Origin of the sequence: Amycolatopsis sulphurea (assembly GCF_002564045.1) — a bacterium.
Taxonomy (GTDB): domain Bacteria; phylum Actinomycetota; class Actinomycetes; order Mycobacteriales; family Pseudonocardiaceae; genus Amycolatopsis; species Amycolatopsis sulphurea.
The window spans coordinates 2118478-2140555 of the sequence record NZ_PDJK01000002.1; the positions used below are offsets into that span (position 1 = coordinate 2118478).

At 68.8% G+C, this 22078-nt stretch carries 22 protein-coding genes, 1 tRNA gene and 1 pseudogene; 5 read left to right on the forward strand and 19 right to left on the reverse strand.

The genetic code is table 11. The annotated features are described in order from the left end of the window. The first annotated feature begins 46 nt into the window (after positions 1-46). A complete protein-coding gene (locus tag ATK36_RS15970; RefSeq protein WP_211292033.1) occupies positions 47-1270 on the forward strand; it encodes an arginine deiminase in 1224 nt (407 codons plus the stop codon). A 112-nt stretch (positions 1271-1382) separates the two neighbouring features. Beyond that, positions 1383-1937: a ferritin gene (locus tag ATK36_RS15975; RefSeq protein ID WP_170069760.1), complete on the forward strand. Its 555-nt coding sequence runs from the start codon at positions 1383-1385 to the stop codon at positions 1935-1937. A 551-nt stretch (positions 1938-2488) separates the two neighbouring features. On the opposite strand, the gene ATK36_RS15980 is transcribed toward ATK36_RS15975, so the two are convergent. The 4 genes from ATK36_RS15980 to ATK36_RS15995 all read right to left on the reverse strand — a co-directional run bounded on the left by ATK36_RS15980 (position 2489) and on the right by ATK36_RS15995 (position 5579). Further along, entirely contained in the window at positions 2489-3328 is an 840-nt protein-coding gene (locus tag ATK36_RS15980) for a hypothetical protein (protein WP_098512271.1), read from the reverse strand. After that, complete coding sequence (locus ATK36_RS15985) at positions 3325-3885, reverse strand: SigE family RNA polymerase sigma factor (RefSeq protein WP_245914793.1); 561 nt, start codon at positions 3883-3885, stop codon at positions 3325-3327. Before ATK36_RS15985 ends, ATK36_RS15980 begins: the two co-directional genes overlap by 4 nt. Before the next feature lie 122 nt (positions 3886-4007). Next, positions 4008-4361 (reverse strand): DUF952 domain-containing protein, encoded by a 354-nt coding sequence (locus ATK36_RS15990; protein ID WP_098514925.1) that lies wholly within the window; start codon positions 4359-4361, stop codon positions 4008-4010. 342 nt (positions 4362-4703) lie between these two features. After that, on the reverse strand, positions 4704-5579 hold the full coding sequence (locus ATK36_RS15995) for a DUF5926 family protein (RefSeq protein WP_098512274.1): 876 nt from the start codon (positions 5577-5579) through the stop codon (positions 4704-4706). A 77-nt stretch (positions 5580-5656) separates the two neighbouring features. Here ATK36_RS15995 and ATK36_RS33580 point away from each other — a divergent pair. Further along, positions 5657-5800: pseudogene (locus ATK36_RS33580) on the forward strand (cytochrome P450); the annotation flags it as partial. Between the two features lie 217 nt (positions 5801-6017). Here ATK36_RS33580 and ATK36_RS16005 read toward each other — a convergent pair. After that, entirely contained in the window at positions 6018-6575 is a 558-nt protein-coding gene (locus tag ATK36_RS16005; RefSeq protein ID WP_098512275.1) for an NUDIX hydrolase, read from the reverse strand. A 40-nt stretch (positions 6576-6615) separates the two neighbouring features. On the opposite strand from ATK36_RS16005, the gene ATK36_RS16010 reads away from it, so the two are divergent. Then, positions 6616-7770 (forward strand): cytochrome P450, encoded by a 1155-nt coding sequence (locus ATK36_RS16010; protein WP_098512277.1) that lies wholly within the window; start codon positions 6616-6618, stop codon positions 7768-7770. Between the two features lie 10 nt (positions 7771-7780). On the opposite strand, the gene ATK36_RS16015 is transcribed toward ATK36_RS16010, so the two are convergent. From ATK36_RS16015 to ATK36_RS16065, 10 genes are all read right to left on the reverse strand, one after another. Continuing rightward, the gene (locus tag ATK36_RS16015) at positions 7781-8776 is read right to left on the reverse strand and encodes a DUF4328 domain-containing protein (protein WP_098512278.1); all 996 of its coding nucleotides are present in this window, start codon (positions 8774-8776) and stop codon (positions 7781-7783) included. Positions 8777-9061: 285 nt separating this feature from the next. Further along, complete coding sequence (locus ATK36_RS16020) at positions 9062-9412, reverse strand: rhodanese-like domain-containing protein (protein WP_098512280.1); 351 nt, start codon at positions 9410-9412, stop codon at positions 9062-9064. 187 nt (positions 9413-9599) lie between these two features. After that, a complete protein-coding gene (locus ATK36_RS16025) occupies positions 9600-11393 on the reverse strand; it encodes a sodium/solute symporter (RefSeq protein WP_098512281.1) in 1794 nt (597 codons plus the stop codon). 69 nt (positions 11394-11462) lie between these two features. After that, a complete protein-coding gene (locus ATK36_RS16030) occupies positions 11463-11972 on the reverse strand; it encodes a hypothetical protein (protein WP_425427389.1) in 510 nt (169 codons plus the stop codon). A gap of 3 nt (positions 11973-11975) precedes the next feature. Beyond that, positions 11976-12809 (reverse strand): LytR/AlgR family response regulator transcription factor, encoded by an 834-nt coding sequence (locus tag ATK36_RS16035; protein WP_170069761.1) that lies wholly within the window; start codon positions 12807-12809, stop codon positions 11976-11978. A gap of 41 nt (positions 12810-12850) precedes the next feature. Next, a complete protein-coding gene (locus ATK36_RS16040) occupies positions 12851-13696 on the reverse strand; it encodes a S49 family peptidase (protein ID WP_098512282.1) in 846 nt (281 codons plus the stop codon). Between the two features lie 18 nt (positions 13697-13714). Further along, on the reverse strand, positions 13715-15025 hold the full coding sequence (locus tag ATK36_RS16045; protein WP_098512283.1) for a sensor histidine kinase: 1311 nt from the start codon (positions 15023-15025) through the stop codon (positions 13715-13717). Positions 15026-15969: 944 nt separating this feature from the next. Next, the gene (locus ATK36_RS16055; protein ID WP_098512285.1) at positions 15970-16830 is read right to left on the reverse strand and encodes an Fpg/Nei family DNA glycosylase; all 861 of its coding nucleotides are present in this window, start codon (positions 16828-16830) and stop codon (positions 15970-15972) included. A gap of 38 nt (positions 16831-16868) precedes the next feature. Further along, positions 16869-17309, reverse strand: a complete 441-nt coding sequence (locus ATK36_RS16060; RefSeq protein ID WP_098512286.1) for a DUF983 domain-containing protein — start codon at positions 17307-17309, stop codon at positions 16869-16871. Between the two features lie 108 nt (positions 17310-17417). Beyond that, the gene (locus ATK36_RS16065; protein ID WP_098512287.1) at positions 17418-18923 is read right to left on the reverse strand and encodes a sigma-70 family RNA polymerase sigma factor; all 1506 of its coding nucleotides are present in this window, start codon (positions 18921-18923) and stop codon (positions 17418-17420) included. Positions 18924-19132: 209 nt separating this feature from the next. Here ATK36_RS16065 and ATK36_RS16070 point away from each other — a divergent pair. Continuing rightward, positions 19133-19205: transfer RNA gene (locus tag ATK36_RS16070), tRNA-Gly, on the forward strand. A 522-nt stretch (positions 19206-19727) separates the two neighbouring features. Here the strand turns inward: ATK36_RS16070 and ATK36_RS16075 are convergent. The 4 genes from ATK36_RS16075 to ATK36_RS16090 all read right to left on the reverse strand — a co-directional run bounded on the left by ATK36_RS16075 (position 19728) and on the right by ATK36_RS16090 (position 22023). Further along, the gene (locus ATK36_RS16075) at positions 19728-20129 is read right to left on the reverse strand and encodes an immunity 7 family protein (protein WP_098512288.1); all 402 of its coding nucleotides are present in this window, start codon (positions 20127-20129) and stop codon (positions 19728-19730) included. Between the two features lie 25 nt (positions 20130-20154). After that, positions 20155-20664 (reverse strand): DUF2716 domain-containing protein, encoded by a 510-nt coding sequence (locus ATK36_RS16080; protein ID WP_211292034.1) that lies wholly within the window; start codon positions 20662-20664, stop codon positions 20155-20157. A 168-nt stretch (positions 20665-20832) separates the two neighbouring features. After that, a complete protein-coding gene (locus ATK36_RS16085; RefSeq protein ID WP_098512291.1) occupies positions 20833-21453 on the reverse strand; it encodes a hypothetical protein in 621 nt (206 codons plus the stop codon). An 87-nt stretch (positions 21454-21540) separates the two neighbouring features. Beyond that, positions 21541-22023, reverse strand: coding sequence for a hypothetical protein (locus tag ATK36_RS16090; RefSeq protein WP_098512292.1), 483 nt, complete (start codon positions 22021-22023; stop codon positions 21541-21543). Positions 22024-22078 lie beyond the last annotated feature (55 nt).

Consider the following 22078-nt stretch of genomic DNA (forward strand, 5'->3'; position numbering starts at 1 on the left):
CGCTCATTAGGCTCGCCTGGTGAGCGAGATGACGGCACCACCACGAGTGGACAGCGAAGTCGGGCCTCTCCGTGCGGTTCTGCTGCACCGACCGGGTAACGAGCTCAAAAGGCTGACCCCGCGCAACAACGACCAGCTGCTGTTCGACTCGATCCCCTGGGTGGATCGAGCACAGCAGGAGCACGACGCATTCGCCGAGGTATTGCGCAGCCGCGGCGTCGAGGTCCTGTTGCTCTCCGACACGCTCCGGACCGCGCTCGAAGATCCCCGGGCGCACGCCGCGGGTGTGCACGCGGCGGTGGACGACCGCCGGCTGGGCACCGACCTGGCGGACTCGCTGAGGTCGCACTTGGCGTGCGTCGACGCGCGCAGCCTCGCCGAGGTGCTGATGGCCGGGATGACCTTCGAGGAGCTGCCTTCGGCGGAAGGCGCGTCGCTGGTGCGGATGATGCACGACCCCCGTGACTTCGCCGTCGATCCCCTGCCGAATCTGCTGTTCACGCGCGATTCGTCAGCGTGGATCGGAGATCGTGTCGCCATCTCGTCGCTGACCATGCCCGCGCGGATGCGGGAGACGGCGGTGCTGGATCTCGTGTACGCCTACCACCCGCGGTTCCGGCATGCGGCACGCGCGTACGGCGCGCATTCCGCGCCGATCGAGGGTGGCGACGTGATGCTGCTGGCGCCCGGGGTACTGGCCATCGGCGTCGGCGAACGCACCACTCCGGCCGGCGCGGAATCATTGGCGCGCTCCGTTTTCGCCGACGGTCTCGCGCATACTGTCGTCGCGGTGCCGATCGAACAATCCCGCGCGACAATGCATCTCGACACCGTATGCACGATGGTCGACACCGACGCCGTGGTGATGTATCCGCTCGCCCGCGATTCCCTCACCGCTTTCACTATCCGGCCGACCGGCGACGGCGGGGTAAAAGTGGCGGGCCCCGCACCATTTCTCGACGCGGCCGCCGAAGCAATGGGAATCGAACGGCTGCGCGTGATCGATACCGGTCTCGACCCGGTCACCGCCGAGCGCGAACAATGGGACGACGGCAACAACACACTCGCGCTCGCCCCCGGCGTGGTCGTAGGGTACGAACGGAACGTGGAGACCAACGAGCGGCTGACCGCGGCGGGCATCGAGGTGCTGCCGATCACCGGCTCCGAACTCGGCTCCGGCCGGGGCGGGCCGCGGTGCATGTCCTGTCCGATACGGCGGGATACCAGCACCGCCCAAGTTAGCCTTTCCTCAGCAACCCTCAATGATTAAGGGAAGGCTAACCGAAATAAGTCCGGAGTTCCTTAGGAATGGTAAACCTAATAGGGTGGAGATCACCAGCTCACAGTGGAAAACAATGGCGCCGTGTCGTATCGTGATGGACATGGCCGTCACGAGGAAAGAACCGCGCTCGAAGTTCTACGAACTGCTGCAGGCGCAGATCCACAACGAGTTCAACGCCGCCCAGCAGTACATCGCGCTGGCGGTCTGGTTCGACAACGAGGACCTGCCCCAGCTCGCGAAGCACTTCTACCAGCAGTCGGTGGAGGAGCGTAATCACGCGATGGCGCTCGTCCAGTACATGCTCGACCGCGACCACCACGTCGAGATCCCCGGCACCAGCGAGGTCCGCAACGAGTTCTCCGCGCCGATCGAGCTGATCGAGCTCGCCCTGGAGCAGGAGAAGGAGGTGGCCGCGGACATCTCGGCGATGGCGCGGGCCGCCCGGGCCGAAGAGGACTACATCAGCGAGCAGTTCACGCAGTGGTTCCTCAAGGAGCAGGTGGAGGAGATCTCACAGATGTCCACGCTGCTCACCGTCGCCCGCCGCGCGGGTGAGAACGTGTACGAGATCGAGAAGTTCCTGCACCGCGAATCGGTCGGTGACGGCGGCGCCGCCGATGCCGCCATGCCCCCGGTCGCCGGTGGCGCGCTGTAGACAGCACAGACTCCGGAGCCCGGGTTGTCCACATGTGGACAACCCGGGCTCTTGTCATTACGGGATTTGCCCACCTGTGGATGCCGCACTGCGATTCTGGGGATGGCCGGGGCGAACCGGCTGACCATCCCCAGCACGGGATGGCCACGCCAGGTGGCCACATCGGGTGTTCAGGCCAGGTGACCACGCCGGATGTTCAGACCGGATGATCGCACCGGGGTTCACACTGGATGCTCAAACCAGGTGGTCGCACCAGGGGTCACGCTGGATGTTCAAACCGGATGATCGCACCCGGGGTCACACCGGATGCTCAAACCGGATGATCGCACCCGGGGTCACACCGGATGCTCAAACCAGATGAGCGCACCCGGGTCACGCTGGATGCTCAAACCAGATGAGCGCACCCGGGTCACGCTGGATGCTCAAACCAGATGAGCGCGCCGGGGTCGCACCAGCTGCTCGGACTAGGTGATCGCACCGTGTGGTCACGCCAGGTGGCCACACGGCGGATGATCACGCCAGATGGTAACGCCAGGTGATCAGGTCAGGGGTCAGTTCAGGCAGGACTGCGTCGCCGTACGGACCTCGACGCTTTGCACCGCCCCGTTCGAGCTGAGGGTGAACCGGTAGGTGCCTTGATCGCCGGCCGGAGAGACCAGGGCGCCCGAGGCTTCCGACGTGCCGGGATACGCGGCGGCGACGTCGCCCTTCGTCGAACCGTCGCCGACGCCTTCCGGAGTGTGCGCAGCGCCGACCGGCTTCACCGCGACCACGCCTTTACCTGAGGACACCACCGCGGTCGCCGCGGGAACACCTGCGCCGGTGACGTCGTAGTACTTGCAGCCCGAGGATTCCTTCACCTGCGTGAGGGTGATGCCCTTGTCCGCCAGCTGTTGCTCGCTCATCCCCAGTTGCACAGCGCCGAGACCGCTGGCTGTCACCAACGCGCCGGACAACGTCGGGACGGTCGTTCGGCCGGGCGAGGGCTTCGACGTCCCGGGCTTCGGCGGTTCGAGCGAAGAGTGCATCTCGGCTGACGGAGGTGGCACCGCTACCGCCGACGACGACGGTTCGGGCTCCTTCGACGTGGTCGACGGGGGCGGCGACGATGAAGTCGGTGCCGCAGACGCGCCGCTGGCCGCCGCCGGCGGGGCGGACACCGCGACACCGGTGTCATGCGCGCGCAGCTGGAACGCGACCAGGCCACCGGCACCGATCGTGAGCACGCACACCACGCCCGCGGCCGCGTTCAGCATCCGCCGGTGACGACGGCGACGGGCAACACCCGCCACGATCACCGACGTGGCGTCATCGGCCGGTTCGACGGCGAGGCGTTCGTCGGCGAAGAGGGTGCGCAGCCGCTGGTCCAGCTCGTCTTCGGGTCCGGTCACCCCGTCTCGCTCCCTTCCTGGTGCCCCAGCTTCCCCCGCAACGACGCGATCGCCTTGCTCGCCTGGCTTTTCACCGTCCCCTGGCTGATGCCCAGCGCCTCGGCAATCTCCACTTCGGACAGTCCCTCGTAGTAGCGCAGCACCAGCACCGTGCGTTGCCGTGGCGGCAGATCCCGCAGCGCCTGCCACAACGGCTCGTGCTCGAAGGGATCCTTCGGCGCGCACGGGCTGGTCTCCGGCGGATCCGCGACGAGACTTTCCCGCCGCGTCCGTCTCCACCGGCTGACGTGCGCGTTCGCCATGGACCGCCGCACGTAGGCGATCGGATCGCCGGTCTTCTGGGAGAAGCTGGCCCAGCGGGTGCCGATCTTTTCGAGCACGGTCTGGACGAGGTCCGCGGCGTCGTGCGGATTGCCGGTGAGCGCGTGGCCGTACCGGAGCAGGCCGGGCAGCGCGGCCCGCACGAAGTCGGCGAAGTCGGCCTGCCGCGCCCCGTCGACCTCGCGCTCCGTCCACACCTGGCCATCACCCGCGACGAGCGATGCGGCTGCCGTCACCGTATCGCCCCCTCCCCGGATGGCCTTGCCGGACGGCGGTTCCCCGTCATCCTCAGCACGCATGGGCGCCCCCGCAGGTTGTCCACACCCGCGTATTACTTTCCGCGCATCGGAGATGACTCTCAGCGCAGCGAAAGCGACGCGGGCAGCTTCCGCAAACCGTTCGGCTCAGTTGGGAAATCGTGGACCGCGACCACAGCGTTTCGCGGCACGGGTCCGTAAATGTGCGGAAACCAGATTCCGTCGGGGTGCGGCGGGGCGCCGTCCTCCCAGCGGACCGGTGCAGGTACCAGCGCTGGATCGATTTCGAGGAGCACGAGATCGGTGCGATCCCGGTAGAGCCGGTTGGCGGGCAGAACAGCGGTGCCCGGGTCCGAACAGTGGATGAACCCGACGTCATCAAGGGACGGCGCGCGATATTCGCCGCCGGCGGGAACCGCCGCCCATTCGTCCCGGCTGCAGATGTGGAGGATCACGAACTGATCGTCGCATCGCGTTGCCCGCATCGATCACTTCGGGCGTAAAGGCTGTGAAGGGCCCCTTCACAGACTCTGAGTCCGTCAGGGGCACCCTCACGGACCCGAAACCGGTCGGGCAGCCACGGCTCTGTCTGCTGATCACGGGTCCTCGGCCAACTTTGTCGGAACCCTGGACTCAGCGTCCGTGAAGGGTCCCTTCACGGACCAGCCGGACCCCGGCTCCACCCCGACCCCGGGGCGCTTGTCGGCCACCCCCGACGACCACCGCCGCCAGCGGCGCACGCCGCCAGCGGCGAACCTCGCCGGCGGCAAGCGCCTGGCCGGCCTCGCCGCCGGGGGTCAGCGGATGGTGAGCTGCCGCCCGATCAACCCGTCGCGGGCCCGGCGTTCGGTGGCGTTCAGCGGTTCGGCGTCGAGCGACTTGAGGGCCTCTTCGAGGCGGGCGCCGAGCTGGTCCTTCGGCTCTGCCCACTCGCGTGCGTGGGCTTCGGGGTCGAGGTCCCAGACCGGGACCAGTAGGCCGTGCGCACGGAACGAACCGGCGTAGCGGGTGCCCTCGCCGAGGCCGAGCGTGCCGGCTGCGGACAGGCGCGCAAGCGCTTGCAGCAGCAGGTTCTCCGGTTCGGGCCGGACCCAGCGCAGGTGCGCCTTCTCCCCGGCGAGCACCCAGTAGGCGCCGGCGCCGAGCCGTTCGGTCGGCATGATCGCCGCGTTGGCGCGTTCGAGGGAGACCGCGACGTCGCCGCCGGCGTCCGCGTCGTCCGGGAGCCACCAGCCGAAGTCGGTGTGCAGGGCCACTTCCAGCTCAGCGCTGGGCGTGAGCAGGTCCTGAAGCCGGCTGCGCTCGTCGGGGTCGGTCGGCGTCGTCGTGTCCGGGACGGACAGCACCGCGCCCGGCTCGGCGTCCTGCAGCCAGCGCAGCGCACGGCCGAGGTCCCGGCTGATGTCCGACGAACGAGTCTGCACCTGAAGCCCCAGGTAACGCTCCCCATCGGACCGGACGAACGCCGCCGCGGCCATGGGCAGCACCGTGCCGAGGGTGACGTCGCCGCCGTCGGCGAGGGTCAGCTTCGCCGTGGCCGACGGGACGAACTCGCGGAGCGCGATCAGCTCCGGTTCCGCCACCAGGCCTTCGAAGGGCTGGCCGACGAAGACGTCGCGCACCTTCGGCTTGCGGTCCTGCTTAGGACCCTTCTTACGCGCGCCCTTACCCACTTCAGCCTCCTCCAAGCTTCGACGCCCGACGCTATCGAAGCGGCCGCGTACGGAGGCGCGCGGGTTAGAGTCGGCCAGTGTTCGACCCCTGCGATCCGGCGTTCCTAGCCGACCCGTACCCCGCCTTCGCCGCGTTGCGTGCGGAATCAGACGTACACCACCACTCAGGCCTGAACCTGGCGATCACGGTTTCGCACGCGGCCTCGGCGGCAGTACTACGGCCCGTACAGCGTGTACCGGTCCGGGCAGGTCGCACCGTTGCCGTTGACGCTCAACCTGAACGACGCCGTGTCGACCAGGGCGGATCAGAAGTTCTGGGGCTCGCTGCGCTGAGCAGCCGGTCAGACCAGCATCGGTCGTTGCGGCGCAGGCCAGCCAAGCAAGCCGAACGAGTCGCCGTTGATGAAAGCCGTTGGCGCTCCTACACCGACGTAGGACTCAGCGGTAGAAGGCGAGGATGTGCAGTAGCGCGACCTGCGATGCTGCACCGACAATCTCGCCCTTCAAGATCCGCTCCCGGACCGTGTCGAGAGGAATCCACGCGACCCGCTCGGCCTCGTTGATATCTGCAGGCTCGCCGATGTACTCGGACCGTCGAGCCACGTACAGCCGGTTCTCGGCGTCTGCACTGCCGACGATGGGTTGCAACGAACCGAGCGGTTCGACGTCGAGCGGGCGCCAGCCGGTCTCTTCCTCGACCTCACGCGCCGCGGTAACCGCAGGGTCTTCGTCCGGGTTGACGTAACCGCCGGGCAGCTCCCACACCCACCGGTCGATGATGAACCGGTGCCGCCACAGCATGAGCACCCGATCTTGATCGTCAAGTACGGCCATCATCGCAGCGGGGCGGATACGGAACACCCATTGCTCGAACTTCACGCCGTCTGGCAGCTCGACCGATGCGATGCTCACTCGGTCGCGACGCGTGTCGTCGACGAATCGCTCGCCGTGGATCTTCCAGCGTGTCAGCTCTTGCCCATCCGCTTCGGTCGCCACATGACGACATGCTACGGCCCAACGGAACTACAGTCGGCGGGTGTTTGACCCCGCCGATTCGGCCTTCCTCGCGAACCCGTATCCGTACTTCGCCGATCTCCGCGAGCGCGGCGAGGTTCACTGGCACGAAGGGCTAGGTATGGCCATCGCGGTGTCACACGCCGCGTGCTCGGCCGTGCTCAGGCACCGAGGACTCGGCCGCATATGGACTGACGCCCAACCCCTTGAGCGGTTCGCGTCGTTCAACCTCCTGCACCGGAACTCTCTACTTGAGAACGAGCCGCCGACGCACACGCGCCTCCGGCGTGCGATCTCTTCGGCGTTCGGCCGCAGCCATGTCGAGCGGCTGCGACCGATGGTCGAGCAGCTCGCCGAGAACATGGTCGGGAAGCTTGCCGACAAGATCGCCGCGGATGGCGAGGCCGACCTACTCGAACACCTCGCGCAGCCGCTTCCGGTCGCCGTGATGGCCGCCCTGCTCGGCATCCCTGAGCAGGACGGCCACCGTGTAGTGGTTTTAAGTAACGCGATCGTGAAGATGTACGAGTACGGCCTCCCGGAGTCCGGGCGCGACGAGGCCGAGCAGGCCGCCGCCGAATTCGTCGACTACCTGCGTGACGTCGTGCGCAACGGACCTGGCGGCATCGTGCGGGATCTGACGGCCAGCGAGCTGAGCGCGGACGAGGTGGTCGCCACGGCGGTCCTGCTGCTGATGGCGGGCCACGAGGCGACCGTCAACGTGATCGGCAACGGCGTGACGGCTTTGCTCACTTACCGTGACCAGTGGGAGCGGCTGAAGTCCGCACCCACGCTGCTCGACTCGGCCGTGGAGGAGCTGATTCGCTTCGACTCGCCGCTCCAGCTGTTCGAGCGCACCGCGACCGACGACGTGGAGATCGCCGGTTTCCGGGTGGCCAAGGGCGAGAAGATCGGCGCGCTGCTCGGCGCCGCGGCGCGGGATCCGAAGGTGTTCGATGAGCCGGACAGGCTGGACATCGGCCGGTCGCCGAACGCGCACCTCGGCTTCGGCATGGGAATTCACTACTGCGTCGGCGCGCCGCTGGCCAGGGTCGAGATCGCCGCGGCGCTCACCGCGCTGACCACCCGGTTGCCCGGACTTCGCCTGGCCGCGACGCCGCAACGGCGACCGGAATTCGTCATCCGAGGCTTGCGGACACTGCCCGTGACCGTCTGACGGAGCGGCTTCAGCGCGCAGCACCCACCGGACGTGCGGTGCGCAGCTGCGGCTCGGGTGCCCCGTCGACCTTGAGGACGCGCATCTCACGCAGCCGGTCCGTGGCGATCGGGATCAGCAGGCGGGAAAACCGGCGGATGACCATGGCCGTGGCGATCGCCAGGCCGGCCGCAGCCAGATCGGTCAGCGCGACCAGGACCACGCTGTCGGCCATCGCCTGGACACCGGAGTGGGTACGCCAGATGATCGTCGCGGCGAGCAGGACCCAGTTCACCAGCCACGCGGCCCACCACACCAGCACCAGCCGGCTCGGCTTCGGACGCTCGTCGCGAGGGCGGCGCAGGACGCTGTGCTCCAATTCGCCGACCACCGACAGCGCGAGCGGCAGATTCGCGAGCGGCACCAGTATCCCGACGAGCACCTGCCAAACCGGACGGGCCGGACGCTCGTCGGCCTGGTCGGCGGCTTGCCGGGCGACCAGCAGCCACCAGACCGACAGCCCCGCGGGCAGCAGCGACATGATCGTGGTGAGCAGGCCCGCCGTGACGACGAACGCGTCGGAGAAGGCGACCACGTCCGTGTTCAGCGCGGAGTTCCGGCTCTGCACAAGGAGCACATAACGCCAGATCTCGGCCCCGGCAGCGATCACCGCGAGGGCCGCGAACGTCCAGAGGATCGTGACGAGGCTCTGCGCGAGGACCGGGATGCGCTCGATCGGCCGGACCCTGCCGGAAGCCGTCCCTGGCACGGTGGTCGGGCGGCGCCACACAAGATTCGGGAATCCCCAGCGCGGCGTCGTCGGGTACGACGGCGGGCCGGCGTACGGCGTGACGGGCACCGCGCGGCGCAACCGAACCGCTCCTGGCGGCGGCGAGGCGACCCAGCGCAACCGGGCCGCCGTCCGACGCTGCGACGTCTGCGGGGCGGCGGAGCGGTAGACGTCGCCCCGCGGCGCGGCCGTGAACGGGTGCGGATAGCCAGGTGACTCGGTGAATGACGGCGTCATCCCAGTTATCGGCGCACGTGCAGTGGTCACGTGATCTTCTCGCCCAGCGTAGGCGGCTTGTGGAGCTGCCTGCCCCGGCGAACCGGGGTGGGCGGGGTCCGGCCAACCTGCGGACGGGCCGCCGGACGCCGGATCACCCGGCGAACGATCGGCACCGTCGACACCTGGGCTCAGCGGCCCCGCGGCCTCGCCGTTACCTGGGCTCAGCGGCCCGTCGGCCTCGCCGTTGGCGGGGTCGGGGGCTCTGCCGGGCTCAAGGGGCGGCGGGTCGGGCGAGGACATCCGTCAGAGGACCTCGGGGGTCGCATCGGGGTTTTCGGCCACCATGTGACGGCCTTCCCGGGCCCAGGCACCCATGCCACCGGCGACGTTGACCGCGTCCCAGCCAGTGGCGTTCAGCCAGGCCGCGGCGCGGGCCGAGCGGCCCCCACTGCGGCAGATGACGTACACCGGCTGGTCCTCGGGCAGCTTGTCCAGCTCGCCCACCCGGGACGGGAGTTCGCCGAGCGGGATGTGCAACGCGGCCGGGGCGTGCCCGGCGGCCCATTCGTCGTCCTCGCGGACGTCGAGCAGGACCAGGCCGTCTTTGGGCAGGTCGCGGACCTCGGAGGTCGGCAGTTCGGCGGGGCTCACCACAGTTCCATGCTCCCATGTCGTGACGTTGTGCGCGTGTGAGGAACGCTAACGCTCGTGCTCCGCGACAGCTATCCGGCCGGCGCGTCCAACCTCCGACACGCGTATCTAGCCGGAAGGCCGTGAAGGGGCCCTTCACGGACTCTGAATCCGTGAAGGGCCCCTTCACGGCTTAGCGGCGGGTGAAGCGCTACGCCTTGCGGTGCCGTCCCCGGCCGGTGCGGGCTTTGTCGTCCACCTGCCCGAACCGCGCGACCACCCGGTCCTGCACCAGACCGAGCGGATCAGGTGCGTGCAGCCGCAGCATGATGTCGTTCACCAGCTCCGGCCGTCCGGACCGGGTCAGTCTGCTCACCACATAGGTCACCAGGAAAGCGGCGGGCACCGAGATCAGCGCGGGCTGCACGGTCCACCACGGCGGCACCGTCCCGGTGTATCCGCACACGGTGTCGTAGATCAGCGCGGCGAGCACCGAACCACCGCCGGCGATCATCCCGGCCAGCGCGCCCGGCCAGCTGAGTTTGCGCCACCAGATGCCCAGCAGCAGCAACGGGCTGAACGTCGAGGCGGCCAGCGCGAACGTAATCCCGATCGAGAGCGAGAGATCCTCGGTACGTACCAGGAAGGTCAGCGCGAGCGGGCAGAGCGCGACGAGCACCGTGGCCACTCGGAAATCCCGGATCCGGCCCGGCAGCAGATCGGTGAACACCACCCCGGCCACGCTCATCAGCAGGCCCGAAGAACTCGACAAGAAGGCCGCGAACGCACCGGCCGCCACGATTGCGCCGAGGAGTTGGCCCGGCAACCCGGGTAGCAGTGCACTCGGGAGCATCAGCACCGCGGCGTCCGTATCGCCGGTGACCAGTAGTTGCGGCACGTACATCCGGGCGAGCGCACCGAGCATCGTCGGGAACAAGTAGAACAGGCCCAGTAGCAACAGCACGTGCACAGTGGTGCGACGCGCGGACCTGCCGTCCGGGTTCGTATAGAAGCGCACGAGCACGTGCGGCAGGCCCATGGTGCCGAGGAACAGCGCGAAGATGAGCGAATACGTCTGCAGCAGGTCAGTGATCTTGCCAGATGCCGGATGTAGCCAGGTGTCGTTCGTCGCTGGTACGTCACTCACCACCGGCACCGGCGTGCCCGCGGCGAATTTCAGCGTGGTGCCCGAGGCGACCTTGTGCGGCACGGCCGGTGACCAATGCGCCGCCCCGCGCGCCGGGCCGTCGTCGATCTCGCCGTAGGCGTAGAAGTAGGTCCCGGTGTTGACCTTCACCGTCACGTTCGTCTTGACCGAGACGGTGGTGTCCTTCGGGAAGACCGGCGGCGCGGGTGCGCCGAGCGAACGCACCCCGGCAGGGCCGCCGCCGGCGAAGAAGACCATGCACAGCACGAAAGTCGGCACTGCGATCGCGAACAGCTTGAGCCAGTACTGGAATGCCTGCACCAGGGTGATCGCCCGCATCCCCCCGAACATCACGTTCGCCCCGACGAGCACCGTCACCACGACTGCGCCGACCCAGGCAGGTGCTCCCGGCACGATCTCGCCGAGGGTGAGCCCGGCGCCCCGCAGCTGGGGCACCATGTAGAGGATGCCGATGAACACCGCGAACGCCGTCGCGAAACGGCGCAGGCCGAGCGAACCGAGCCGCATCTCCACGAAGTCCGGCAGGGTGTAGGCGCCGGACCGGCGCAGCGGCGCGGCGACGAACAGCATCAGCGCGAGATAGCCGGCGGTGAACCCGATCGGATACCAGATGGCGTCCGCCCCGTCCTTGAGCACGATGCCCGCGACGCCGAGGAAAGATGCCGCGGACAGGTACTCACCGGAGATGGCGGCGGCATTTCGGCGCGACCGCACCGTGCGCCGGGCGACCAGGAAATCGTGCGTGCTGGTGGCCGAACGCGACGAGTGGTGCCCGAGGTAGTAGGTCACCAAGGCGACCAGCACGATGCCGGCCACCGCCCACGGGTTCAGCTCCACGGCTGGAATCCTCGCACGAGTACCCGGTTCGGCAATGCCCCGCCACCGGGGACTTTTCGCGGGTGGGCCTCAGTTCTCGATCATGTCCACGAAATCCCGTTCGTGCCCTTCGGCCAGCCGGTTGTACCAGAGGCCGACGGTGAAGAGGAACGGAAACGGCAGCAGCCCCAGCACGATCCACGGAACCGGGATACCGATCACGGTGAACCGGGCAAAGCCGGGCAGCAGGAAGAACAGCACCGGCAGCGTGCCGAGCACCCCGACCACCAGCACCGCCAGCAGCACCGAGGTCCGCAGCTGGGCCTTGACCAGATCACCGACCAGCCGTTTTCCCCAGCTGGTCTGCTCCTCCAGCTCGATCCGGCCCCGCATCCGGCCCGGGACCTGCCGGGCATCGGCGAGCACCACCCGCTCCCGTTTGGGCCGCACATGCGCCGGTGCCCCCGCCCGCAACGGCTCCGGGGCCGGCGGCACCGGCTCCACGATCGCCCGCTCCTCCTGGCGCGTGCCCAGCGTCGGATCCGGTTTGCGGACGCCGTTCGCCAGGCGGTGGTAGGGATCTTCGGAGGAGGTCACCACGTGCTAGCCGCCCCGCCCGTTGCCGACCAGACGGTCCTTCAGCGCACGGGTGTGCCGTCTGCTGACCGGCAGCACCTTCTCCTCGTTGCCGATCACCACCTGATAGCCGCCCTGGCCCATCCGCAGCTCGGTGATCAGCGGCAGCGCGACCAGGAAGGACCGGTGGATCCGCACGAAACCGGCTTTCTCCCAGCGTTCTTCCAGCTGGGCGAGCGGGATGCGGACCAGGTGGCTGCCCTCGGTGGTGAACAGCCGGGCGTAGTCGCCCTGCGCCTCGACCCAGCGCACCGAGGAGCGCGGGATCAGCTTCGTGGTGCCGGCCAGCTCGACCGGGATCACCTCGTCGTCGTTCTTCACCGGCTCGGCGCCCGCGCCCGGGGCCGGTGCACCGGCGGCCGCGGCAAGCTTCTCGCGCACCCGCGACACCGACCGGTCGAGCCGGTCCTGCTGGAACGGCTTGAGCACATAGTCGACCGCGCCGAGATCGAAGGCGTTCACCGCCTCCTTCGAGTGCCCGGTGACGAAGACCAGGATCGGTGACGGGTTCATCGCGGCGATCACCCGCGACATCTCCATCCCGGACAACCCGGGCATGTCGATGTCCGCGAAGACCGCGTCGACGGTCGGCAGCCCACGGGCCCGGCGAGCGACCAGCTCCGGATCGTCATGTGAGAACAACCGCAGCGCGTCGGAGGCGTCAGAGGCGCTGAACACCCGGTGCACATGCGGGTTGTTCTGCAGGCCGTGGGTCAATTCGTCCAGCCCTTTCAGCTCATCGTCCACAGCGAGGACGATGAGCTGCCGGGTGTCTTCGTGAGCACTCACAGTGAATTGCATCCTGCCGATCGCCGGGTGCAATGTCCAGCCCCCGACCGGCTCTACAGGCCGTACCGCGACCACGCCGCCTTGGTGCTCACCGCGTCGAGCACCGCACTCGCCGCCACCGGAGCGCCCAGCCCGAGCCGGGCGAGCAGTGGTTTCTTGGGCTCGGCCACGGCGATCTCCGCGTCCGGGTACCGCTGCTCGATAATCTGCCGCAGCGAGCCCAGTCCGTCGATCAGCCCGAGGTCGAGGGCCTTCTGCCCGAGCCAGACGTCGCCGGTGAACAGGTCTTCGGAGTCTGTGAGCCGGTCGCCGCGGCGCTCCCGGACCCAAGCGACGAAGAGTTCGTGCAGCTGGCCGTGCATTTTCTTCAGCCACTCGACGTCTTCGGGCTTCTCCGGGCTGAACGGGTCGAGCCGGGACTTGTTCGCGCCCGCGGTGTGCAGCCTGCGCTCGATGCCGAACCGCTCCAGCAGCCCGGTGAACCCGAACCCGCCGCTGATCACGCCGATCGAGCCGACCATGGACGTGCGGTGCGCGAAGATCTCGTCGGCCGCGCAGGCCAGCCAGTACCCGCCGGACGCCGCGAGATCCTCGGCGAAGGCGAGCACCGGCACGTTCTTCTCGTCGGCCAGCCCGCGGATCCGTTCGGCGACCAGGCCGGACTGGGTCGGCGCGCCACCCGGCGAGTTGATCTGCAGGGCGACCGCCTTGAGCCGCTCGTGGCCGAACGCGCGGGTGAGCGCCGATTCGAGCCCGGCCAGGTTGATCGAGCCGCGGGCCAGTGGCGACGGCGTCGGGGTGATCACGCCGTGCAGCTTCACCACGGCGACCACGTCCTTGCGCTCGCCGCGATCACCGAGCACGGGCAGGCGGGCGGTCAGTTTGTCGGCAACGCTCATCTGCCAAGGCTAACCAGTTCAGTGGGTGGGCAGCATGCCCGAACGCGAGCCGTGCACGGAGTCGTGCTCCTCCTCCGCCGGCGGCTGAGGTTGCGGCGCAGGCTGCGGCGGCACGTCCGCGGAGTAGTCCGGCATGTTCGGCCGCACCCCGAGCTTGAACTTCGGCACGCGCAGGGTCACCTTCATCCCGGCGCCGGGCGCGGTGTCCACGGTGAGCGCGTAGTCCTCGCCGAACACCTGGCGCATGCGCTGGTTGATGTTGCCGAGACCGACGTGCGCACCGGTGCGGTGCGCGTTCTTCAGGTCGGTCAGCTGCCGCGGGTCCATGCCGATGCCGTCGTCCTCGACGCTGAGCACCGCCTCCTGGCCGCGGTCCTCGGCGATCACCGTGACGCATCCGCCGCTGGGCTTGCTGGCCAGCCCGTGCTTGACCGCGTTCTCCACCAGCGGCTGGATGATCAGGAACGGCACCACGACGCTGAGCACCTCGGGCGCGATCTTCATCCGCACCTCGAGCCGGCCGCCGAACCGGGCGTTCTCGATGGTCAGGTAGCGGTCGATGTTGCGCAGCTCCTCCGCGAGCGTGGTGTACATGCCGGAGCTGCGGAACGAGTAGCGGGTGAAATCGGCGAAGTCCTGCAGCAGCTCGCGGGCCTCTTCGGGATCGGTGCGAATGAGCGCGGAGATCGTGTTCAATGCGTTGTAGACGAAGTGAGGTGAGATCTGCGCGCGCAACGCCTTGATCTCCGCCTGCTGCAACTGGTTTCGCGATTCCTCCAGCCGCGCGAGCTCGAACTGCGTGCAGACGAACTGGCCGACCGCTTCGGCCATCTGCACCAGCTTGTCGCGCGTGCGGCCGACCACGATCAGCGTCGCCTCCGCCTCGCCCTCGACGAGAATCGGCACGATCGCGGCGGTTTTCATCTTGCAGGTGCCGCGGTGGTTGCACGGCATCTTGTTGTGATCGGCAACGGCCCGGCGGTGCTTGCGCAGCGCCGTGCCGACGTCCTCCACGAGGTCGAGGTAGTGGTCGGTCGCCTCGCCCGCCCAGGACAGCAGCGTGCCCTCACTGTCGGTGATCCCGACGGCGAGACAATCGAGCACCTCCAGCAGCTCGGCGGTCATCCGGTTGGCCGCGTCCTCTTCGAGCCCGGCCCGCAGGTTCGACGTCGCCTTGGACATCCGGTGCACGGCCTGCAGTACCGCGTCCTGGATGACCCCCTTGGGCCGGCGCGCCTTGAAGACGAGGGCCAGCACCACGATCACCAGGATGCCGACCAGTGCCCAGGGCACGACCTGCGCGAGGGGGAAAGCGGACACGCCGTCCATGCTCTGCGCTCGACCGACCGGGTGCAAGGTTTGCTTCCCACTTTCTGCCCGGGTGCTGTCCAGGCGCGACGACCGAGCGTGGACAAACCCTACCGTCACTCCCGGTTAGCCTAAGGACCTTGCACCGGCTGGGTGACTGACCTGGCTCTGGGTCACCGCCAGACGGGGCCCGGTCCCCATGCCGACGACTGTCCGTAAGTAATGAGGGGGACCTTCACGACTCGGTTACTGCGGACGAGGGGTTGCGGTGTCGCGAAGCGGGTTGAGTGGCGCGAGGCGGGTGCGGCTGGGTGCTGCGCAACGGCTTGTGGTGTGCCGCGCGTGGTGACGTGCGGTGCGGGGGGTGCGCACGGGTTGGTATGCCGCACGTCATGGCGTGCCGTGCGTCGTGGCGTGCCGCACGTCGTGGCGTGCTTTGCGTGGTGGCGCGCCGTGCGTCGTGGTGCTCAACGGGCGGTGGCGTGCCGTATGTGGTTGTGCAGTGCGTGGTGGTGCGCAGTGCGTGGTGGTGCGAGGGGCGTGCTCTTGGGGTGTTGGAGTGGATATCGGCGTGCCTGATGGCGTCAGATGATGTGGACATGCGGATGTTGGAGGCATGCGCGGGTGTCAATGTGGTGGCCATGGGGATTTTGCTGGCGGATGTTGGATGTATCGCGCTCGCGGCGACGCGAAAGCTCCATGGGCATGCTGCGCGCATGTGGTGAAGGTCCGTCGTTTCGTGCGATGCCATGCGTTGGTGACGATGTCGTGCATTGGTGACGATGTCGTGCGTTGGCGGGTGCGGAGTAGGCAGCGCTGCAGCTCCCATCGCCCGGACAACTTCACCGGAACCGCCTGAGCTGGGCCACCTCAGCTGGGCCGCCTCAACTGGCCCGCTTAACCGGAGCCACTTCACCGGAACCGCCTCGACTGGGCCACTTCACCCCAGGCCCACCTCGACCGGGCTACTTCAGAAGGCGGGACATTCGCCGGTCCGCCAGCGGTTTGCCGCTGGTCTGGCAGGTCGGGCAGTACTGGAAGGACTTGTCCGCGAAGGAGATCTCCCGGATGGTGTCGCCGCATACCGGGCAGGGCAGGCCGGTTCGGGCGTGCACCCGGAGGCCGGATCGCTTTTCGCCCTTGAGCCGGGCGGCCTTCTGGCCTACCGAGCGTGCGACGGCGTCCGATTCGATTTCGTGGATCGCCTCGGCCAGCACCTCCAGGGCGGCTTCGTCCAGTTTGCCGACCGTCGCGTACGGGGAGAGTTTCGCGCGATGCATGATCTCGTCGGAATACGCGTTGCCGATGCCGGCGATCAGGGTCTGGTCGGTCAGCGCCCACTTCAGCCGGGTGCCCTTGCCCGCGAACAGGTCGCGCAGCTGCGGCGCGTCCACGGCCAGCGCATCCGGGCCCAGCCGGGCCACACTCGCCACGGCCGACGGATCGGGCACGACCCACACCGCAAGGCCCTTCTTCGTGCCCGCCTCGGTCAGGTCGAAACCCGGCCCGGACGCCGACTCCAGGTGCACCCGCAACGAGATCGGGCCCTTCCCCGGCTTCAACGGGGCCGGGGCCAGCGCATCCGACCAGCGCAGCCAGCCCGCCCGCGCCAGGTGCACCACCAGATGCAGCTCGCCGAGCACCACGTCCAGATGTTTACCGTGCCGGGTGGCGCCGGTGATCTCACGGCCGTGCAACGCGGTGTAGGGCGGATCCGCGGTCTTCAGCACGCTCAGCGACGCCACGTCGAGCCGGAACACGGTGCTGCCCACCGCGTTCTCCCGCAGGTGGTGGGCCAGCGCTTCGACCTCGGGCAACTCGGGCATGCCCCCAGTCTCGCTCGCCGGGAGCGTTCCGGCCAGGCCTATTCGACCGGATGCAGTGGCCCGTCGAAGTCCGGCAGCGAATGCTTCTGGATCGTCTTGGAGATCCGCTTGACCTCGCCGGACACCGTGAACATCCCACGGATCGTGCCCACCCAGCGCTCCGAGGGCCGCTCGCCCGCCGCATCGCCCTCGGTCTCCGCGACCACCGTCCACGGCCGGCGCAGGATCCAGCGCAACGGGAAGAACAGCATCACCAGCACGATCGCCAGGTACACCCAGGCAGGCACGCGCACCTGATCCGGGGTCCACGCCACCAGCGACACCGCGAGCACCGAGGTGACCGCGATCATCGCGATCCCCGGACCGTAGCTGCCCGCCACATCGTGCTCGAAATCGTCCGCGGTGGCGGGGGCACGCCATTCCATCTGGGCACGGACCACCCAGTCGCGGCCGTCCTCGCCGCGTACCAGCCGGTTCATCAGTTGCCTCCCGGGCGACGCTGAAGCTCGGTCAACGCTACCGTGCCCGCACGGTACCGCGCGAGGTGCTCACGCAACGTGTTCACCGCTTCGTCCGGTTTTGGCTGTTCAGGGCTTCACGCGCGGAACGGAATCGGCCGAATCGGTGACGTCTTTCCGGGCACCGGGCGACGACAACGCGGCCTCCGGACCGGTCGGCGTGCTGGTCACCGAGGGCGACAGGTACGACTCCGGCGACGGTACGTAATTCGAGCTCGGCGGCGGGGAGGACTTCGTGGTGCCGGTGTGCCCGGGGACGGGCTGAGTCGATTCGATCGACGGGACGCTGTCGGTGGTGACCGAACCCGACGGATTGGTGTCCGATCGCGACTCAGTCGACGTCTTCTGGGTGGGCGGGGCGGACTTCGCCGAACTGCCCGGCAGATCGTCCCGCGGTGCCGGTTCGGGCACCGACGAGGACGGCGCAGCGGGCACCGAGGTCAACGGTGCGGGCAGGCTCGGCACCTCGTTCGCACCGAGGTGCGCGCCCTCGGGCTCCCGCTTCGGACCCATCTCGCGAGCCGCGCCGTGCAGCATCCCCGTGACGGTCCGTGGCCCCTGCCTGACCTGCGGGGACAGCTGCGGCGACGGCGGTTGCAGCGCCAGCTCCGGCGCCCCGCCGCCGAGGCCGATGTGCTCCACCGGACGGGACCCGAACACCAACGGCCCGGCAGTGACACCGGCCGCGCCCGCCGCGACAGTCGACGCCAGCGCCATCCCGACCTTCATCTTCGAGCCGAGCACCAGGCTCTTCACCGTGGCCACGACCCCGCCGCCGGCCTTGCCGATACCGATCAGCGCGGGCATCGCGACTACCAGCACCTCTGCGTGCGCCCGCAGCGTCGAGCACACGTCACGCAATTCGTCCTGCGTCGCCCGGCACGACGCGCAGCCCAGCAGGTGCGCCTTGATCCGCCCGGCCTCGGCGCCGGTCACGCTGCCGGCGGTGAACCCGCCCAGCTTCTCCACCACCGCACGGCAGGTCTCCGGCCCGCGGCTCACCGAAAGGTGCGCCTGCAGGTACGCCGCGCGCAGCCCCTGCCGCGCCCGCCGCGCCAACGCGGCGGTGGCATTGGCGGAAAGCCCGAAACTCGGCGCGACCATGGCGGGCTGCTCACCCTCCACCTCGGTCTGCCACAACACCGTGCGCCACCGCTCGGGCAGGCTGGTGAACGCCGTGGTGATCAAGGTCCGCTCGGCGGCATGCGCATGCGTGTCCGCGCTCGCACCGGCGCGAAATGTCAGCTCGTCATCGGTGACCGGCACATCACGACGCGCCCCGTGCCACTCCCACGACACCCGGCGGGCAACGGTCAGCAGATACGCGCGAAGATAGTTGCGCGGCCCGGCACCGCGGCGCAACGCCTGCAGCACCCGGAAAAATGTCTCCGCGGTGATGTCCTCGGCTTCGGACCGATCCGTCGCCAGACTCGCGGCAAGTCTTCGTACCGCCCCGGAATGGAGTTCGAACAGCTCCCCGAACGCCGCGTCCTCGCCCTCGCGGAGCCGCTTCAGGAGTGCCTGTTCATCGGATTCCGAGGCCGCTGGTGGCGGCGCCGTGCCCAGCTCGGTCATCCGGCAAGACACCTCCTCCCCGAAGGACTCACCATTCGGTCGAATGGGGACACCATACGGAGAGAGCAGCCCCCCGTCACCCCTTGTACGCCCGACGTGACAACGGCGCACCCCCGTCACAGCAGGTCGGCCCGTCGCCCGGGGGCCCCGAAAGTGTCCGCCATCGCCCGGTATAGAGTGTGTACAACACCGAGCACCGCATGGTTAACGCGGATGTAGCGCAGTTGGTAGCGCATCACCTTGCCAAGGTGAGGGTCGCGGGTTCGAATCCCGTCATCCGCTCAGGGTTGGGGTCACTGTGTCCACGGGGAGCGTGGACCGGTGACCCTTCGCCATTTTGCCCGGGGGCCGAGCCCCCGGAGCCCCTGCGGGGCGGTGGGTGCGTAGGGATGCAGCGGAGCGGAATCCCGAAAATGGTGAGTGGGCCGGGTGGGTCTTGGAGCGCCGGGTGAGTTGGCTGTGCAGGTCTTGGTATGCCGGTGACATGGCGGCGTCGGTCTTGGAGTGCCGGTGGGCTGGCGGAGCGAGTCTTGACGCGCTGTCGAGGTGGCGGAGCGAGTCTTGGCACGCTGTCGAGGTGGCGGAGCGAGTCTTGGAACGTGGGCGGGGTGGCGGACCAGATCTTGGGATGAAGGTGGGATGGACCGGGTCTGGTGTGGGGAGACGGTAAGAGTCCGGGCGGGGATGGGCGTCGGGGTGCCTGGTGGGGCGACGGCGTGGGGCTGTGTATGCGACGGGGCTGACCGCGGTCGCGCTGGGCGACGCGTTGCCCGCCGGAGGCCCCCGGCGGGCAACGGCATTCGCTCACAGCTCGTAGGAATCCAGCACGGTCGGCGCGACGGGCGTCAAATGCGGGTCGCGTTGCTCGCTGACCTGGCCGCGGGCCATCCGGAAGACCCGGAACTCGTTGTCGCACTCGGGATCCTGGTCGTCCCACACGTGCAGCAGGCCGTACGAGCCGGGGGCCAGCTCCCCGACCCTCGCGAAGGTCTCCAGCAACTCCGGCGAAATCGCGCCGCCGTGCTTGTCCAGACCACCGAGATGCAGCATCGGCAGCCCGGAACTCCACCGGAGGTCGACGAGATCGAGCGTGCCGGCATCGCGGAGGGTGCGGTGCACGCGGTCCACGAGACGCTCCAAGAGCGCCGCGTCGTCGTCGCCGCTCGCGGTGGCGGCGATGGTCACCCAGCCGTGGTATTCGAACACGCTGGAAACGGTAGCAGCGCCAAGATCAGCGGGTCAGCGCCGACGGCCTGCCGTCGCGCCGGAGCACCGTGCTGAGCACCCCTTCGCCGTGTTTCTCCACGGCGGGCAGGAGTTCGGCGCCGAACACGCAGAGCGTGCGCTCCCACGGGTGACCGAGCGTGCCGTACCGGAAATCCCCGGCGAGGAACAGGTGGTAGTCGCCGCGGGGGAACACCGGCACCGGCCACGCGTCGTTGCTGGACATCCGGTGCGGCCAGAACTTGAACGACTGATGCTGCCAGTGCAGCACCCACAGCCACTCGTCCGGTGCGACGGTCTCCTTCAGCGCGGCCAGCACGATCCGCGCGACGTCGTGCTCCTCGACCGCATACGGGCCGAGGCGGAACTCCGCGGAATCCCGGAGGTACTCCCCGGTGGACAGATCCCAGGTGGCCGACGGCGCGGGCTCGCGAAACCCCGGCCAGTCGTGCGCGAAGGTGCTCGGCCAGAAGCCGAGCTTCTCGTGAACCCAGTACCAAGCAGGTTCGTCGACCACTCGGGAGAGCGGTTCCCAGGCTGCAGCAGCGTCCACTTGTCGACCTCGAAGTCATCCGCCGGGCTCGAAACTGCGCAAAGCTTCGTTTCCGGGGACCGGATTGTCCAGTCCACGTCCGGGCCGCAGTAGTTCCGCCACTCGACCGGGTGAAATCGCTGGTCTGCGCCCTCACGCCGCGTACCAGAGGGTGAGGAACGCGGACGCCTCGCTGAACGCCCACGGCCGCAACCGCTGCGGGGCGCTGGCCGGCAACGTGAATTCCTTCGCCCGGCGCACGTCGACCACCAGCGCCTCGCCGCCCGGCAGCAGCTCCGGCATTCCCTCGGTGAGCAGCCACAATGCGAGCTGCGCGGTGTCCCGGCGCAACGGCTCCTCCTTGAAGTACAGCCAGGTCGCGAACCTCCGGCCGTCGGCCTTGCGCAGCCCCAGCTGCGGGCTGATGCCCACCTCCAGCTCACCCAGCGAGTACCGGGTACGTCCGACTTCGAGCAGCTCAGGAGTCCGCCGGCCAAGGTAACGCAGCCAGCCGCCGGCGATCGCGGCGTAATGCGGGCGGGTGCGTTCTTCGGCGTGGTCGACCAGCGAACGCATGGCCACCCCGTCCTGGCCCGTGGCCCGCCCGGCGCGCACCGCGTTGGCCGCCCGGCGGTAGTAGTTGAACGCCGCGCGCGCCGGGTCTTCGTACTGCCGGCGCTGCCGCCGGACGAACGACGACCGCGACGGGCCGCTGCTGGCGCTGTAGCCGACGAACGTGGGCAGCGTGACGTAGGCCGGCGTGGGTGAGGACATGGACGGGCCGCCTTCCGGTCATGGGACACCTGATGTTTCCCCAGAACACGGCCAATTTTAGAACATATGTACGACAGTTTTTGCCGCTTAACGGGTGATGGGCGGCCACGATCCGGCGAGCAGCTGCCGGGCCTGCTGGCGGATCTGCTCCTCGCAGAAGCTGACCGGCGTGACGTCCGTCGGAATCCAGACGGTGAGCATCGCGATCCAGTGACGGAGTTCGGTCAGCACCTCCGGACGGCCGAGGCGGTGATCCAGATCATGGAACGCCGCAGTCGATTCGCCGAACGACACGTCGCCGCGGACCATGCTGCCGAGGCATTCGCCGAGCAGCTGCCAGCGCGCGGTCTCCGCGTCGGCCGGCAGCTCCAGGTCCAGCTCGTCGACGACGCGGGTGAAGAGCGTGGCGGCGTCCCGATGGTCACTCCCGGCCAGTTCGGGCAGCGACGGCGAGTCGAGACCTTCGACCACCGCGCGCACTCCGGCCGCCACCAGCTCGCCGGACGGGACGTCGAGGCCGGCCAGCCGGTCCACGGCCAGGGCGATCAGTTCACCGCGCGCGGAGGACATACCTCGATCCTACGGACGCAACGCCCACCCTGGACGGCACGCGGGTCGGCGCGAA